The sequence below is a fragment of the Curtobacterium sp. PvP017 genome (assembly GCF_054060195.1).
In genome coordinates this window covers 1-15496 of record NZ_JBSSCY010000001.1, presented here as the reverse complement: position 1 = coordinate 15496, position 15496 = coordinate 1, and the positions used below count along the sequence as shown (strand labels likewise).

General features: G+C 72.2%; 15 protein-coding genes. 9 read left to right on the top strand and 6 right to left on the bottom strand.

Going from position 1 to position 15496, the window contains the following annotated elements; translation table 11 throughout:
- Nucleotides 1-22 precede the first annotated feature (22 nt).
- Both ACVKXF_RS00075 and ACVKXF_RS00070 read right to left on the bottom strand, forming a co-directional pair.
- Nucleotides 23-853: an SDR family NAD(P)-dependent oxidoreductase gene (locus tag ACVKXF_RS00075; RefSeq protein WP_456794475.1), complete on the bottom strand. Its 831-nt coding sequence runs from the start codon at nucleotides 851-853 to the stop codon at nucleotides 23-25.
- A gap of 136 nt (nucleotides 854-989) precedes the next feature.
- Nucleotides 990-1541, bottom strand: a complete 552-nt coding sequence (locus tag ACVKXF_RS00070) for a cysteine hydrolase (RefSeq protein ID WP_456794474.1) — start codon at nucleotides 1539-1541, stop codon at nucleotides 990-992.
- A gap of 107 nt (nucleotides 1542-1648) precedes the next feature.
- On the opposite strand from ACVKXF_RS00070, the gene ACVKXF_RS00065 reads away from it, so the two are divergent.
- The 3 genes from ACVKXF_RS00065 (at nucleotide 1649) to ACVKXF_RS00055 (ending at nucleotide 4477) form a co-directional block, all read left to right on the top strand.
- Complete coding sequence (locus ACVKXF_RS00065; RefSeq protein ID WP_456794473.1) at nucleotides 1649-2947, top strand: NAD(P)/FAD-dependent oxidoreductase; 1299 nt, start codon at nucleotides 1649-1651, stop codon at nucleotides 2945-2947.
- Between the two features lie 61 nt (nucleotides 2948-3008).
- Entirely contained in the window at nucleotides 3009-4286 is a 1278-nt protein-coding gene (locus ACVKXF_RS00060) for a cytochrome P450 (RefSeq protein ID WP_456794472.1), read from the top strand.
- Nucleotides 4283-4477 (top strand): ferredoxin, encoded by a 195-nt coding sequence (locus ACVKXF_RS00055; protein ID WP_456794471.1) that lies wholly within the window; start codon nucleotides 4283-4285, stop codon nucleotides 4475-4477. The genes ACVKXF_RS00060 and ACVKXF_RS00055 overlap by 4 nt, the downstream gene beginning before the upstream one ends.
- 84 nt (nucleotides 4478-4561) lie before the next feature.
- Here ACVKXF_RS00055 and ACVKXF_RS00050 read toward each other — a convergent pair whose 3' ends face one another.
- Both ACVKXF_RS00050 and ACVKXF_RS00045 read right to left on the bottom strand, forming a co-directional pair.
- Entirely contained in the window at nucleotides 4562-5086 is a 525-nt protein-coding gene (locus tag ACVKXF_RS00050; RefSeq protein WP_456794470.1) for a hypothetical protein, read from the bottom strand.
- Nucleotides 5087-5103: 17 nt separating this feature from the next.
- Nucleotides 5104-5661, bottom strand: a complete 558-nt coding sequence (locus ACVKXF_RS00045) for a hypothetical protein (RefSeq protein WP_456794469.1) — start codon at nucleotides 5659-5661, stop codon at nucleotides 5104-5106.
- Between the two features lie 146 nt (nucleotides 5662-5807).
- Here ACVKXF_RS00045 and ACVKXF_RS00040 point away from each other — a divergent pair, with 146 nt between their 5' ends.
- A complete protein-coding gene (locus ACVKXF_RS00040) occupies nucleotides 5808-6986 on the top strand; it encodes a sensor histidine kinase (RefSeq protein WP_456794468.1) in 1179 nt (392 codons plus the stop codon).
- Nucleotides 6983-7645, top strand: a complete 663-nt coding sequence (locus ACVKXF_RS00035) for a response regulator (protein ID WP_456794467.1) — start codon at nucleotides 6983-6985, stop codon at nucleotides 7643-7645. Before ACVKXF_RS00040 ends, ACVKXF_RS00035 begins: the two co-directional genes overlap by 4 nt.
- Here the strand turns inward: ACVKXF_RS00035 and ACVKXF_RS00030 are convergent.
- Both ACVKXF_RS00030 and ACVKXF_RS00025 read right to left on the bottom strand, forming a co-directional pair.
- Nucleotides 7538-8335, bottom strand: coding sequence for a hypothetical protein (locus ACVKXF_RS00030; protein WP_456794466.1), 798 nt, complete (start codon nucleotides 8333-8335; stop codon nucleotides 7538-7540). The genes ACVKXF_RS00035 and ACVKXF_RS00030 overlap by 108 nt on opposite strands.
- Nucleotides 8335-9351 (bottom strand): zinc-dependent alcohol dehydrogenase, encoded by a 1017-nt coding sequence (locus ACVKXF_RS00025; RefSeq protein ID WP_456794465.1) that lies wholly within the window; start codon nucleotides 9349-9351, stop codon nucleotides 8335-8337. Before ACVKXF_RS00025 ends, ACVKXF_RS00030 begins: the two co-directional genes overlap by 1 nt.
- A 194-nt stretch (nucleotides 9352-9545) precedes the next feature.
- Here ACVKXF_RS00025 and ACVKXF_RS00020 point away from each other — a divergent pair, with 194 nt between their 5' ends.
- From ACVKXF_RS00020 to ACVKXF_RS00005, 4 genes are all read left to right on the top strand, one after another.
- Entirely contained in the window at nucleotides 9546-10433 is an 888-nt protein-coding gene (locus ACVKXF_RS00020) for a serine hydrolase domain-containing protein (RefSeq protein ID WP_456794464.1), read from the top strand.
- Between the two features lie 39 nt (nucleotides 10434-10472).
- Nucleotides 10473-11183 carry a 5'-methylthioadenosine/S-adenosylhomocysteine nucleosidase gene (mtnN, locus tag ACVKXF_RS00015; RefSeq protein WP_456794463.1) on the top strand — a complete coding sequence of 237 codons (711 nt, stop codon included), beginning with the start codon at nucleotides 10473-10475 and terminating at the stop codon, nucleotides 11181-11183.
- Between the two features lie 182 nt (nucleotides 11184-11365).
- A complete protein-coding gene (locus tag ACVKXF_RS00010) occupies nucleotides 11366-13351 on the top strand; it encodes a potassium transporter Kup (protein ID WP_123312134.1) in 1986 nt (661 codons plus the stop codon).
- A 244-nt stretch (nucleotides 13352-13595) separates the two neighbouring features.
- A partial coding sequence (locus ACVKXF_RS00005; RefSeq protein ID WP_456794462.1) for a choice-of-anchor G family protein occupies nucleotides 13596-15496 on the top strand: 1901 nt, incomplete at its 3' end.

The window sequence follows — 15496 nt, the reverse complement described above, 5'->3', positions numbered from 1 at the left end:
GACCGACGCGGAGCGCTGCCGGTCAGTCCGCGTGCAGCATCGCCACGCTCCGGTCCCACAGCTCTCGGGCCAGGTCGGCGTCCTCGGCCTGCGGGTTCGGTGCCGCCACCTTGCGCTTCACGTAGTACTCGCCCGTCGGGTAGTCGCGGCCGGGGGTGTTGTCCGCCAGGTACACCAGCGTGTCGGCGCCCTTCTCCGGTGTCGTCAGGAACACGTGGCGCAGGGGCGTGTGGTACACGAGGTACATCGGCGAGGTCTTGTCGTTCGAGAACCCGGTGCTGATCGTGCCGGGGTGGAACGCCGTCGACGTCACACCGCGGTCGCGGTACCGACGGTCGAGCTCCTTGGTGAACAGGATCTGCTCGAGCTTCGAGTCACCGTAGGCCTTGGTGGCCCGGAAGTGCCGCTCGGCGTCGAGGTCGTCGATGTCGACCCGGCCGAAGAGCTTGTTCGCGACGCTCGAGGTGTTGATGACGGTTCCGCGGGACGCGATGAGCCGGTCCATCAGCAGCTCCGTGAGCAGGAACGGCGCCAGGTAGTTGACCTGGAACGTCAGCTCGTGGCCGTCGACGGTGACCTGGCGGCCCGCGCTGAAGATGCCGCCGGCGTTGTTGGCCAGCACGTCGATCCGGGGGCAGCGCTCCAGCAGGTCCGCGGCGAGCTCCCGGACGGCGGACAGGTCCGAGAAGTCGGCCACGAAGTGGTCGACGCCGAGGTCACGGGCGACCCGCTCGGTCTTGGCGGGGTTGCGACCGACCACGACGACCTCGTTGCCGCGGCGGACGAGCTCCCGCGCGGCGGCGACGCCGATGCCGTCGCTCGCGCCGGTGATGACGATGGTCTTCGCGGCCATGGGTGCTCCTCGGGTCGAGGCGAGCGTGCGCTCGCCTCCGTCCGTCCTACAGGGTCGGCCCTGGACGGACCACGTGACGGACGGGAGGCACACGGCGGGCCCGCCACGGGCCTCCCGTCCGCCCCCCGGTTGCCGCTCAGGCCGCGCCCGGCCCCGCCAGGTCGGCTGTCTGCACGACCACGCCGAGGGCGGGGAACACCGAGCGGAACCGGGCGGCGTGGGCGTCGGGGTCCGGATCGTTGGTGGCGTCCTCGACGAGGACGACGTCATAGCCCAGGTCGTACGCGGCCCGAGCCGTGGACTCGACGCCGAAGGTCGTCGCCTGGCCGACCACGACCACCTCGGTGACGCCGTCGGCGCGGAGCCGTTCGTCGAGGCCGGTGCCGGCGAAGGCGCTCCACCCGCCGCGGGTCAGGTTGCCGTCGTCGTCGGCCCGTTCGAGCAGCAGGGAGCCGTAGGCGACCGGAGCCGGGCGGGGGCCGCCGCCGTACTGGGTCGCGCCTGCCGGGGTCGTGGCGGGGTCGTGGCGGATGAACACCACCGTGCCGCCGCCGCCACGGGTGGCGCGGGCGAGGGTCTCGACGTTGGCCACGACGGTCTCGACGGGGTGGGTGCGCTGGTACGGCGCGGTCCCGGCCTGCAGGTCGACGACGATCAGGGCGGTGTGTTCGGTGCGGGTGCGGGTCACCGGTCCAGGGTGCTCGATCGTCGGGCGCGGCGCGTACTGCGTCTGCGGTATCCCGGTCGGTCCGCCCGGAGTAGTCCGGCACTGCTGGGCCCGGCGAGGCTCGGAGCATGGCCAGTAGCGGAGTCCCTCGGACCGATCCCCACGCATCCGTCCTCGTCGTCGGCGCCTCGGCTGCCGGTGTCGCGACGGCCGAGGCGCTCCGCCGCCACGGGCACGTCGGCCGGCTGACACTGCTCGACGGCGAGACCGAGGACCCGTACGACCGGCCTCCGTTGTCGAAGCAGTACCTGGCCGGGCAGATCGGTGCGGACGCCCTGGTGCTCCGCTCGACCGAGCAGCTCGCGGGCCTCGACGCCGAGTTCGTCCTCGGGGACCGCGCGGTCGCCCTCGACGTCGCGACCCGGACCGTGACCACGACGAGCGGCACCACCCGGGCCGCCGACCACGTCGTCATCGCCACCGGTGTCACGCCGCGTGCGATCCCGGGGGCCGGGCTCGACGGCGTGCACGTCCTCCGCACCCGGGCCGACGCGGACCGGCTCCGAGCGGGACTGCAGACGCTGCAGGGGCCGCTGCTGGTCGTCGGGAACGGCGTGCTCGGCAGCGAAGTGGCACAGACCGTCGCGTCCGTCGGCGTGGACGTCACGCTCGCAGGGAGCATCCGTGCACCGATGTGCGGGCAGCTCGGCGGGTTCGGCTCGCAGTTCCTCGCGGCACAGCACGAGGCGGCCGGCATCCGGTTGCTCGGCGGGGTCCGCGCCGCGCGGGTCCGCGGCCGGAACGGTCGCGTGGACACGGTGGAGTTCGTCGACGGCCCGAGCCGTCCGGCCGACGCCGTCGTCGTCGCCGTGGGGTCCCGCCCGACGACCGGGTGGCTCGAGGCGTCCGGCCTGGAGGTCACGGACGGCATCGACTGCGACGCGTTCGGAGCCGCTGCACCCGGCGTCTGGGCCGTGGGCGACGTCGCCCGCTTCCACCACGTCGGCGCGGGGCGCCCGATGCGGCTCGAGAACCGCACGAACGCGACCGAGATGGCGCAGGTCGTCGCCGGCAACGTCCTCGGGCGCCGCGTGCCGTACACACCGGTGCCGTACTTCTGGACGGACCAGCACGGCACCCGCGTGCAGGTCTTCGGGCAGATGACCCCGGCCGACCGGGTCACCGTCGTCGACGGGCACCCCGAGGACGGCCGGTTCGTCGCCGTGGCCGAACGCGCCGGTGAGGCGGTCGGGGCGCTCGGGTGGGGGATGCCGAAGCAGGCGCGGATCGCCAGCATGCGCCTGCATCCCCGGTACGTGCCGGGAGCGGCGTCTGCCGCGTCTGCGGCGCCTGCCTTGTCTGCCGCACCTGCCGCACCTGCCGTGTCTGCGGTGTCTGCCGCCGAGAGCCCGGCACCGGTCGGCTGACCGGTGCCGTCCGCTCCGGTCGCCTGACCGGGGCCGTCACCCGAACACAGAGGAGCAGACCATGACCGACCCACCGATCACCGCCGACCGACCGGACACGTTCCCGATGGACCGGCGGACCGCCGGGTGTCCCTTCGACCCGCCGCCTTCGGCCCGCGTGCTGCAGGAGGACGGCCCCGTCCACCGCGTGACGCTGGCCGACGGCCGCGAGCCGTGGCTCGTCACCCGCTACGACGAGGGCAAGCAGGTGCTGTCGAGCCTGTCCGTCAGCGCCGACGCGGCCAACCCGGGGTACCCCTCCGCCAGCGCCTCGGGCGGTGGCGGCGGGCTGTCCTTCATCCTGATGGACGACCCGGACCACGCCCGGCTGCGGCGGATGGTGACCGCGCCGTTCGCGATCAAACGCATCGAGGCGCTCCGCCCCGTGGTGCAGCGGATCACGGACGACCTGATCGACCAGCTGCTCGCCGGCCCGAACCCGGTCGACCTGGTCGAGGCGTTCGCGCTCCCGCTGCCGTCCCTGGTGATCTGCGCCCTGCTCGGCGTGCCGTACGAGGACCACGACCGGTTCCAGGCGCACTCGAAGACCATCATCCGCCGCACCACGACCGACGACGAACGGCAGCAGGCGTTCCGCGAGCTCGGTGCGTACCTGACGTCGCTGCTCCGCCGCAAGACGGCGGAACCCGGCGACGACCTGCTCACGGACATCGCCGCGCGGGTCACCGCCGGCGACATGACCGAGGGCGAGGCCGTGCAGATGGGGATCCTGCTGCTCATCGCCGGGCACGAGACGACCGCGAACATGATCGCCCTCGGCACGCTCGCCCTGCTCGAGCACCCGGACGAGCGCGACCGCCTGCTCGACGACCCCGAACCGGCGCTGGTCGCCTCGGCGGTGGAGGAACTGCTGCGCTACCTGACCATCACGCACGACGGACGCAAGCGCGTGGCGACCGAGGACCTCGACGTCGCCGGCACCACGATCCGCGCCGGTGACGGGGTGATCGTCGCGACGGACCTGGCGAACCGGGACCCGGACGTCTACCCGGACCCGGACCGGCTCGATCTGACCCGCAACCCGCGGAACCACGTGGCGTTCGGGTTCGGCGTGCACCAGTGCCTGGGCCAGCCGCTCGCCCGGGTCGAACTGCAGGTCGTGTACCCGACGCTGTTCCGTCGGATCCCCACCCTCGCTCGCGCGGTCCCGCTCGACGAGGTCCCGTTCAAGCACGACGGCGCCGTCTACGGGGTGTACGAGCTCCCCGTCACGTGGTGCCCCGTCGACCACCACACCACCACGAGCGCGAGCTCGACCACCGGAGGGAACGAGTCATGAAGGTCATCCTCGAACAGGACAAGTGCGTCGCCAGCGGCCAGTGCGTCATGGCCGCGATGGACGTGTTCGACCAACGGGACGAGGACGGGATCGCCGTCCTGCTGACCGACGAGGTCGCCGACGACCAGGTCGATGCGGTGCGCCACGCCGCGGCGGTCTGCCCGGCCCTGGCGATCCGTCTGGAGGACTGACCCGTCGGCTCCGGCACACACGACGGCCCGGTGGGGATCCCACCGGGCCGTCGTGTGTGCTCCGTGCGCGGGACTCCGCCGTCGTCACGACCCGACGGGCGGGTGCGTGCACGCGTCGATCGCGGCGTACTCCCGGCTGAGTGCGGTCTGGTTCCGCTCGGTGCGCCACGACCGGATGCCGGGCGCTGCGGCCACGGCGGCGATCCACACGCCGGCACCGACGAGGACCGGCACGAGCGTCGGGTCCCCGCCGAGGGCGAGCAGACCGCCGAGCGCGACCGCCAGCACGGCGACCGCGGAACCCGCGGTGGCGACCACACCAGCCAACCGGGCCGGCTGCTGCTCGAGGGCGGCGATCCGGGCCAGCGCCCGCTCGGCACGACGCTCGAGCAGCGGTCGTGCCGGGTCTGGCCGGGTGCGCAGCCGCTGGAGCAGCAGGGACGTCGTGCCGAGCCGTCCGCCCTGCACGGTCACCGTCCAGCCGAACTGCTCCAGGGTGTGCCGGTGGAGCGGCACGAACGCGGTCGGCGCGTACAGCACCCGGGTTTCCAGGTGGCGGGGGACCGGCGCGTGCAGGACAGCGGCTTCCCGGGCGATGGTGTTCGTCATCGGGGCTCGGGCCGCGCTCAGGCGGTCCGGCGGCGACTGGCCGCCTCGCACGCGCCGTAGACGACGTCGAACTGGCGGTCGACGGCCGGACGGATCCGCTTGGTGCGCGCCGCGCGGACGAGCTGGAAGGCCACGGGAGCGATCGCCCAGTTGACCAGACCGCCGGCCCCGACGAGGAACACCGTCACCGGGTCGAGCCCGCCGAGCAGGTCGGGGACGGCCACGGTGTCCTGCATGGCGAACACCGAAGCGGCCAGCAGGACGCTGCCGATCGCGCCGAGGGCGTACGCGACCACCGACGCCGCGGTCGTGCGGGAGCGTTCGAGTGCGTCGATCGTGGCCAGAGCGGCCTCGGCGTTCTGCTGGAGCTCGGTCAGTTCGACGGAGCGGACGGCACGGTCGCGGCGGAGGCCGAGGGTGCGCCGGCGGTTCGGTCCGACCGTCCGGTCCGCGCCGTCGGGCGTCCAGCCGAAGTTGCGGTAGGTGTCCGCGTACAGGGCGTCCTTGCCCCGTGGGACCTCGACCGTGCAGTAGTCGTAGGTCATGGGGGCGGTGTTCGTCGTGGTCAGCGTCATGGCGGTTCCTCCGGTCGGGGCCGGATCGTTCCGGCCTGGTGTCGATCGTCCCGGGGACGGGTCGCGGGCAGATCCCCGATCGGTGGTACCCCCGACTACTGCGTTCGCAGTAGCCGGGCCGCTCACGCGCACGACAGGATGAGTGCATGCGGCGACTGCGGGCGATCTGGGGTTCGTGGCGTCCGGACGACCGCTGGGTGTTCCGCGGCACGGCTGCCGTCGTCCTGCTCGCGTGCGCGATCGAGTCTGGTCGGGTGATCGCTGCCGACGCCGGACCGGGGCCCGGCATCGCGGTCGCCGCAACCGTGCTCGCCGTCGTCGCGGCACCGTGGACACCGTGGTCGGCACTCGGCCTCGCCACGATCGCGCCGGTGCTCGGAGGACTGTCTGGTTGGTCGCCGATCGTGACCTGGAGCTGCGCCGTGCTGCTGCTGTTCGCGGTTTCGTCGCGGGAGGGGCACCCGGTCCGCGCCGCTGCGATCGTCGCCCCCGGTGTGGTCATCGGCACGCTCCTCGCGCCGGGAGAGGGCGGCGCGGTGCCGACCGCCCTCGGCGCCCTCATCTCCGTCGTCGCCGCGGCGGCCATCGGCTCGGGGCTGCGGGTCCAGCACCAGTACCGAGCGTCGTTGGAACAGCGCGCCGCCGATGCCGTCGCCACGCGGGAACTCGAGGCCGAACGCCGCGTGGCCGAGGAACGCGTCCGGATCGCGCGGGACCTGCACGACGTCATCGGGCACGAGATCGCGGTGGTCAGCATGCAGCTCGGGGTCGCCGAGGTCACCCTGCCCGCCGGGGCCGACGAGGCCCGGCGTGCGCTGGATGCCGCCCGGGACGGGGTGCGGAACGTCCTGACGGAGACCCAGCACGTCCTGACGGTGCTCCGTTCGGCGTCGGGCAGCGGCGCCGACCTCGACGACCCGACGGCACCTGCCCCCGGCATCGAGCAGCTCCCCGGACTCATCGCGTCGTACGAACGGATCGGCCTCGACGTCGATGCCCGACTGGACGACGTCGGCCCGGTCTCCGTGCCGATCGGTGTGACGGTCTACCGGGTGTTGCAGGAGTCGCTCACCAACGCCCACCGACACGGCGAGGGCCGGACGACCGTCACCCTCGCCCGCGCCGGTGACGACCTGGTCCTCGAGGTCCGCAACCCCCGCCGGCGGAACCCGGCGAGCGACCCCGTCGCAGGCCGGACCGGTGGGCTCGGTCTGGTCGGCATGCGCGAGCGCGTCGCCGCCGTCGAGGGGTCCGTCCAGGCCGCGCCGGACGGCGTGCTGTTCGTCGTCCGCGTCCACCTGCCCACCGCGAACGGAGCACGATGACCACACGAGTGATCCTGGTCGACGACCAGGACATGATCCGACTGGGGCTCCGTGCGATCCTCGACCGCCAGGACGGCATCGAGGTCGTCGGCGAGGCCGGCGACGGGCTCGCCGCGGTGCAGACGGCGCTGTCGGTCCCGGCGGACGTCATCATGATGGACATCCGGATGCCGGGCATCGACGGGGTCGAGGCGACCCGACGGATCCGCGCCGAGCGCACCGCCGAGCAGGTGCGCATCGTCATGCTGACGACCTTCGACCAGGACGAACTCGTCTTCGCGGCGCTGCGTGCCGGGGCGAACGGGTTCCTCAGCAAGGCCGCGGGGCCCGCAGAGCTCGTCGCGGCGATCGAGGAGGTGGCAGCGGGCGGAGGGGCGCTGTCCGCGGCGGCCGCAGCGGCGCTCATCGGACAGGTCGCCCGCACCCCCGCGTCCTCCGTCGATCCGGAGATGACCCGGCGGTTCGAGGCCCTCACCGCTCGCGAGCACGACGTCGTGGTGATGGTCAGCCGAGGTCAGGGCATCGACGCCATCAGCGCCGAGCTCTTCCTCTCACCGCTCACGGTCAAGACCCACGTGAACCGGGCCATGGCGAAGGTCGACGCTCGTGACCGGGCCCAGCTCGTGGCGTTCGCGTTCCAGGCCGGCCTGGTCGACTGAGGTCGGCGCCGGCCGAGGCGCCGTTGCTTCCGGGAACCGCCGCAGCGCCATCGTGAGCCCGATCACCGCGGCCACACCGCCGAGGAACACCCCGCTCGCACCCGTGGACGCAGCAGCGTCCTCGGCGCTGCCCGCGAACGAGAGCAGTGCCGACTGGGTCAGCACGAGCAGGACCACCGCGGCGGCGATGTTCACGAGCTTCGTCGCCTCGACGAGTGGTTCCCCGTCCTTGCGCGCGGTCACCGCACCCCAGACCCCGATCCCCAGCTCCGCGAACGTCGCCGCCGCGATGACGATCGCCACCCACTGGTCATAGTGCACGGGGTGCGCCCGCCCGACGAGCATCGGCACGCTGCACCCGACGAACACGACCGACATCGCGGTCACCGCACCCCCGATCCACCGGTGTCCGGCCTGCCGGAACCGCATCCGGTCGCCGTTCGCCGCATCGAACGCGAACGACAGCCGGTGCCGACGAACGGCCCAGACCTTCGCGGCCGCGACCCCGAGCGTGAAGACCACGGTCGCGGTGAGGAACAACGAGGGAGCCGCGCAGAACAGGACGACCTTCCACCCCGCCATCACGAGGCTGCTCGGCACCGACAGCACGGCGAGCACGAGCCCGCGGCGCGGCCGATCCCGCCACACCGTGACGGCGTACTGCACGGCGACCTTCCTGGTCACCGGCATCAGTCGAACGTGACGACGACCTTGTCGGCCGCACCGGGGGTCGCAGCCACCCGGAGGGCCTCGAGCACGTCGCTCGCCGGGAAGACGTCGCTGACGATCTGCGCGTACGCCCCGGGGTTCGCGATGATGTGCTCGGTGACGTCGAAGATCTCGGTCGGGTACCCCATCGCGGTCACGATCGTCGGCTCGACGGCCAGCAGGTCACCGAAGTCGACCTCCACGGGCCGCTTGTGCACCGCCACGACGCCGATCGTCGCGCGGTGCTTCGCCAGGCGCAGCGCCGTCTGCACGGTGGCCGGCACCCCGGCGGCGTCGAGCCAGACGTCGGTGCCGGACTTCCCGCCGTGCCCCACGCCGTCCCGTGCTTCGCCGTGCAGGGCGATCAGGCGCTCGTCGAGCGGCTCGTCCGCCGAGTTCACGACGGCATCGGCTCCGACGAGCAGGGCCTTCTCGAGCCGCGACGCGATCACGTCGACGACGACCACGTGCCCGACGCCGAGCGCCTTGTAGCTGATCACGGCGCCCAGCCCGATCGGGCCGGCACCGAACACGACGACCGTGTCGCCCGGTTGCGGCGCGGTCCGGTTCACGGCGTGCAGGGCGACCGCCATCGGTTCGTTGAGCGCGGCCACCTGCCAGGGCAGGTCCTGCGGGACCAGGGCGATGCTGGTGCCGAGCACGGCCTGCTCGACGAGCAGGAACTCGGAGAGCCCGCCGGTGGGGCCGCCGTTGCCGATGATCCCGCGTGGGTCGCCCATCGGGTTCACCACCACGTGGTCGCCGACGGCGATGCCCTCGACCGCGTCGCCGACGGCGGCCACCTCTCCGGCGACCTCGTGCCCGAGGGGCGTGTGCCCCTCACGCGGCGGGATGCCGCCGCGCGCGGCGTAGAAGGCGTCGGAGCCGCAGACTCCGCACGCCTTGACGGCGATCAGGACGTCGGCGGGGCCGACCTCGGGGACGGGCTCGTCGCGGATCTCGACGGATCCGGGGCCGGTGACGACGACGGTGCGCATGGTGCTCCTCACGTCACGAGCACGGGCGGCTCGGGACGGAACCATCTGACCAAGACGGCGACCTGCGCACGTACTGCGATCGCAGTAGCGCCGGGTCATCGGACGGGAGGCCCGTGGCGGGCCCGCCACGTGCCTCCTGTCGGCTGTCCGTCCCGTTCAGGGCACGCAGTCTGCTGCACGCGAGAGGATGGCGTGTGACCACCGCGACCAGCATCCTCGACGCGATCGTCCGGCACGTCGACGAGACCGGCTTCGGCGCCCACGGCCTGCACGTCCGGACTGCGAACGACGACGTCGCCGAGGACCGCTGGACGCCCGACGTGCGCGAGGAGATCCACTCCGCAGCCAAGGGCGTCTGCGTCCTCGCCACCGGGATCGCCGCCGACGAGGGCCTGGTGGACGTCGACGAACCGATCGCCGCATCGCTGGCCGGGTTCGTGTTCGGGGACGGCGTCGACCAGGTCACCCTCCGACACCTGCTCACGATGACGAGCGGGATCGACATGCCCTGGTCGGCGACCGAGCTGACGGACTGGCCGGACCTGGCCGCCGAGTTCCTGCGGCGCCCCTCGCGGGGCCGCGTGTTCCAGTACGCGAACGTCAGCACCTACACCGCCATGCGCGTGCTCGAGACCCGCGTCGGCGACGTCGGCACGTTCGTGTCCCGACGCCTGTTCGACCCGCTCGGCATCGACGACGTCGAGTGGTCACGCTGCGCGAACGGGTACGTCGCCGCAGGTGAAGGCCTGGCACTCCGCACCGAGGAACTCGCGCGCCTCGGCAGGCTCATCCGTGACGGCGGTGTGGTCGACGGGCAGCGCATCGTCAGCGCCCGCTGGTGCGACGCGATGCACTCCGACTGGGTCGAGCGCGAGGGGACCGGGCCGGGGTACCACCGCTACGCGATGGCCGGGTGGGGTGGCCCGGGGCAGCTGTGGCGGCTGCACGGGGCGTACGGGCAGATGCTGCTGTTCGACGACCACCCCGACGGTGACACCGTGGTCACGATCACCGCCGACGACCACTTCGGCGCCGACGCCATGGCCGCGTTCGTCGCCGAGGAGCTCGCCCGGCAGCGGTAACTGACATCTTGTGGCTCCTCGCCGTGCGAGGATCGATCAGTGCAGGAACAGGTGCCCGTCGCGATCATCATCGCGGCCATGAGCGAAGAGGTCTCCGCCTTCGCCGACCTCTTCGGCGGAGTGCCGATCCTCGACGGCCCGGTCGGCGGCCACGACCCGCACCAGCTGCTCGACATCGGCGGCGCCACCGTCGCCGTCCGCCGCAGCGGCATCGGCTTCACGAACGCGACGGCCGCCGTCGCGCACGGCTTCCACGACTTCGGACCCGGCATCCCCGTGATCAGCGTCGGGACCGCCGGCGGCCTCATGCACGGCATCGCGATCGGGGACGTCGTCGTCGGCGATCGCTACGTCAACCTCAACGCGGACGCCACGGCGTTCGGCTACGCCCTGGGCCAGGTGCCCGGGATGCCGACCGGGTACGCACCGGACGCCCGACTGGTCGAGCTGGCGATGGGTGCCGACATCGCCTGGCCGCTGCGCTCGGCGACGATCGGCTCGAGCGAGGTCTTCGTCACCGAGGGACGCGCCCGGACGCTCCGCGGCGCCTTCCCCGACGTGGCGGCGGTCGACATGGAGTCGGCCGCCATCGCGCAGTTCGCGCACGTGCACGACATGCCGTTCGTGTCGGTCCGGTGCATCAGCGACCTGTGCGCGCCCGACGGTGCGGAGTTCCGCGAGCACCTGGACGGCGCCGCGGCGCGCGCCGCCCGCGTGGTCCACGACCTGGTGCGCGGCCTGCGTCCCTGAGACCCGGCCCGCTGTCGGACGGGAGGCGCGGTGCGGGCCCGCCACGTGCCTCCCGTCCGCCCCGTGCGCACGTCGAGAGCCGCGGTGCGCACGCATGTGCGCCAGCTGCGAGCGCATCCCGCGCACGGTGCGATGATGAGCGGCGGCCGTCGCCCGGACGGCCGGAGACGGAAGTGCCGAGCGTGACCGAGACCCGCTCCGAGACCCCGACGGAACCGTCGAAGCCGACGGACCACACCACCCCCACGACCGACACCACCGACGACGGTGGCCACGGCCCGCGCAAGGGCGTCGCCGTCCTCGCGCTCGCCGCACTCGGGGTGGTGTTCGGCGACATCGGCACGAGTCCGCTCTACGCCCTGCGCACGGTGTTCACGATCGATGACGGCCTGGTCAAGGCCAACCAGGAAGACGTCTACGGCGTCATCTCGATGATGTTCTGGAGCATCACGATCATCGTCTCGATCAAGTACGTCCTGATCCTGATGCGCGCCGACAACGACGGCGAGGGCGGGGTGATGGCACTCGCCGCCCTGGCCCGCCGGCTCTACGCCAAGCGCCGCGGGGGCGCGGTGATCTTCCTGGTGATCGGCATCGTCGGCGTCTCGCTCTTCTACGGCGACTCCGTGATCACCCCAGCCGTGTCGGTGCTGTCCGCGGTCGAAGGGCTGGGCACCGCCGCACCGTCGGTCGGGCACCTGATCGTGCCGATCGCCGCCGTCATCCTGGTCGTGCTGTTCGCGGTGCAGCGCTTCGGCACCGGCAAGGTCGGCAACCTGTTCGGCCCGGTGATGCTGCTCTGGTTCGTGGTGATCGCCGCCGCCGGCGTCCCGCACATCCTGCAGCACCCCGGGGTCCTGCAGGGGCTCTCGCCGACCTGGGCGATCTCGTTCACCTTCGCGCACCCTTACATCACGTTCGTGGCGATGGGCGCGGTGGTGCTCGTCATCACCGGCGCCGAGGCGCTCTACGCCGACATGGGGCACTTCGGCCGCTCGCCGATCCTGCGGGCGTGGTTCTTCGTGGTGTTCCCGGCGCTCGTCCTGAACTACCTCGGGCAGGCGTCGCTCGTGCTGCGCGACCCGTCGGCGGCGAAGGACCCGTTCTTCCTGCTGTTCCCGGACGCGCTGCGACTGCCCGTGGTGGTGCTGGCGACGCTCGCGACCGTGATCGCCAGCCAGGCCGTCATCTCGGGGGCGTTCTCGCTCACCCGCCAGGCCGTCCAGCTCGGGCTGCTGCCGCCGCTGACGATCCGGCAGACCTCGCGGCGGGAGAGTGGCCAGATCTACCTGCCCGCGGTGAACCTGCTGCTGTTCATCGGCGTGCTCGCGATCATGCTCGCGTTCCGGTCGTCGGCGAACCTCGCCACGGCGTACGGGGTGTCCGTCACCGGTGCTCTCGTCGTCGACACGCTCCTGCTCCTGCTCGTCGTCCGCCCGCTGTGGAAGTGGACGACCTGGAAGCTCGTGGTCGCGGCGGTGGCCTTCGGCGGACTCGAGCTGACCTTCCTCGCCGGCAACCTGTCGAAGATCATCCACGGCGGCTGGGTGCCGCTCCTCATCGCCCTGGCCGTGATCACGGTGATGACGACGTGGCGCCGTGGACGCGCACTGGTGCAGGAGGAACGGAAGGAGCGCGAAGGGTCGCTCGCCGACTTCATCGACCGCATCAACCACGAGCACATCCCGCGGGTGCCCGGGGTCGCGGTGTTCCCGCACCCGAACAAGGAGACCACCCCGCTGGCGCTCCGGGCCAACGTCGAGCACAACCACGTCGTGCACCGGACCGTCCTGATCGTCTCGGTGCTCACCGCCAACGTGCCGCACGTCCCGCACGCGAAGGCCTTCTTCCGCGACGACCTCGGCTACGAGGACGACGGCATCGACCACATCACGGTGAAGTTCGGGTTCTCGGACGACCAGGACCTGCCGAAGGCCCTGCACGCCGCCTGCCTGGCCGAGGTGCTCGACATCGACCCGGAGGAAGTGCTCCGGGCGTCGTACTTCATCTCCCGCGGCGCACTCCGCCCGGTGCCCGGCAACCGGGGGATGGTCGCCTGGCGGAAGAAGCTCTTCGTCGGCCTCGCCCACAACGCGGCCGACCCCGCAGCGCGCTTCGGGCTGCCGGCACAGCGCACCGTGACGATGGGCAGCGACGTCGAGATCTGACCGCGGATCCGCATCCGCGGAGCGCAGACCCCCGTTCGGGGGTGCTGGTCTTGTGCACCCGTTCAGGGTTACGCTCACGGGAACCACACTCGCGCTGTAGGCAGCATCACCAACTGCCGGACCAGCACCAGGATCAGGAGCACAGCCAATGAGGCTTGGAGCACTCGCGCGCGCCCAGAAAGAACCGGGGGCGCCCACTTCCACCCGATGGTCAGGTCGGACACAAGGGGTCGCGGTCGTCACCGTGGCGCTCCTCGGCGCCGGCGGCAGCATCCTCGCGGCAGCCCCTGCGATGGCTGCACCGGTCGCGTCGACCGCAGAGGGCCGCTTCATCAGCGGTTCCGCGCTCGGCCTGAACCTCGACGACATCCTCACGGTGACCCCGGCGGACGCCGTGAACACCGGTGGGGCCGCGGACACCGACGTCCACCCGCTCGACGTCACCGCGCTGAACGCGGTCAACGTGAACCTCGGCGGGGGTCTCAACCTGCTCGGGAACAACGGCATCCTCACCCTCGGTGCCGTCAACCAGTACGCCGCCGCCAACGCCGACGGCAGCTCCGTCGCCGCGTCCGGCGCGGTGACGAACACCGGTGGGATCGGCGTGGGCGGCCAGGACGGCGTCCCGCAGTCCAACGCCACGCTCGACCTGTCGGGCCTCATCGGCACCGACCTGGCGGGCGCACTCGCGAACGCCCAGCTCGAGGTCGGTGCCGTCTCGGCGACGGCTGCCCAAGCAGCCGGCCCGGACGGTGCACAGACGGGCGACTACGGCATCGCCGGACTCGACCTGTCGCTGACGAGCCCCGCGCTCGGCGCCACGGTGACCGACCTCCGCACCACGCTCGGCACGCTCCAGCCGACGGTCGACAACCTCGAGAACCTGCTCGCGGTGCTCGGTCCGCTCGTCGAGGTCGACGGCATCCCGAACCTGGTCACGGTGCTCGACTCGGCCACCGGTGACGTCACCAGCGCCGACGGCTCGATCACGGCGAACCTGCAGACCGGTGCGATCACGGTCGACGTCGCCGCGGTGCTGACGAACGCCGGACTGGACATCAACAACCTGCCGGCGAACACCGAGCTGCTGCCGTACATCACGGACGCGCTCACGACGCAGCTCCTGCCGGCGGTCACGACCGCGCTGCAGGGCGTCGTCACGCAGCTCACCGCCTCGTTGCAGGGCCTCTCGGTCACCGTGCTCGGCGTCCCCGTGCCGGTCGGCCAGGTCCTGCCCATCGTGAACCCGGTGCTGGCGCAGGTCGTCGCCCCGATCAACCAGGTCGTCGCCGGCCTGGGCGAGACGGTGGTCACACCGCTTGCCAACGCCCTGACGACCGTCGTGTCGCTGCAGGCCAACGTGCAGGAGACCAGCGCCGACGGCGTCTTCACGCAGCGTGCACTGCGCGTCGCACTCCTGCCGGCTGCCGGCACCGCCGTCGTCAACCTCGCCTCGGCGGCGGTCGGTCCGAACGCCGGTCCGCTCGCGGTGCCGACGATCACGGCGCTCGACCCGGACAACGGCCCGGTGGCCGGTGGCACGGTCGTCACCGTGACGGGTACGGGCTTCACGGACGACGCCACGGTGTCGGTCGACGGTTCCGACCCGATCGAGGCGGACTCCGTCTCGGACGACGGCACCGAGCTGACGTTCACGACGCCGGCGCACGATGTCGGCACGGTCGACGTCACGGTCACGACGCCTGCTGGGACGTCCGACCCGCTCGACTTCACGTACACCGACGACGCGGCTGCGGTCCCGACGATCACCACGCTCGACCCGGACAACGGCCCGGTGGCCGGTGGCACGGTCGTCACCGTGACGGGTACGGGCTTCACGGATGACGCCACGGTGTCGGTCGACGGTTCCGACCCGATCGAGGCGGACTCCGTCTCGGACGACGGTACCGAGCTGACGTTCACGACGCCGGCGCACGCCGTCGGCACGGTCGACGTCACGGTCACCACGCCCGCTGGGACGTCCGACCCGCTCGACTTCACGTACACCGACGACGCGGCTGCGGTCCCGACGATCACCACGCTCGACCCCGACAACGGCCCGGTGGCCGGTGGCACGGTCGTCACCGTGACGGGTACGGGCTTCACGGATGACGCCACGGTGTCGGTCGACGGTTCCGACCCGAT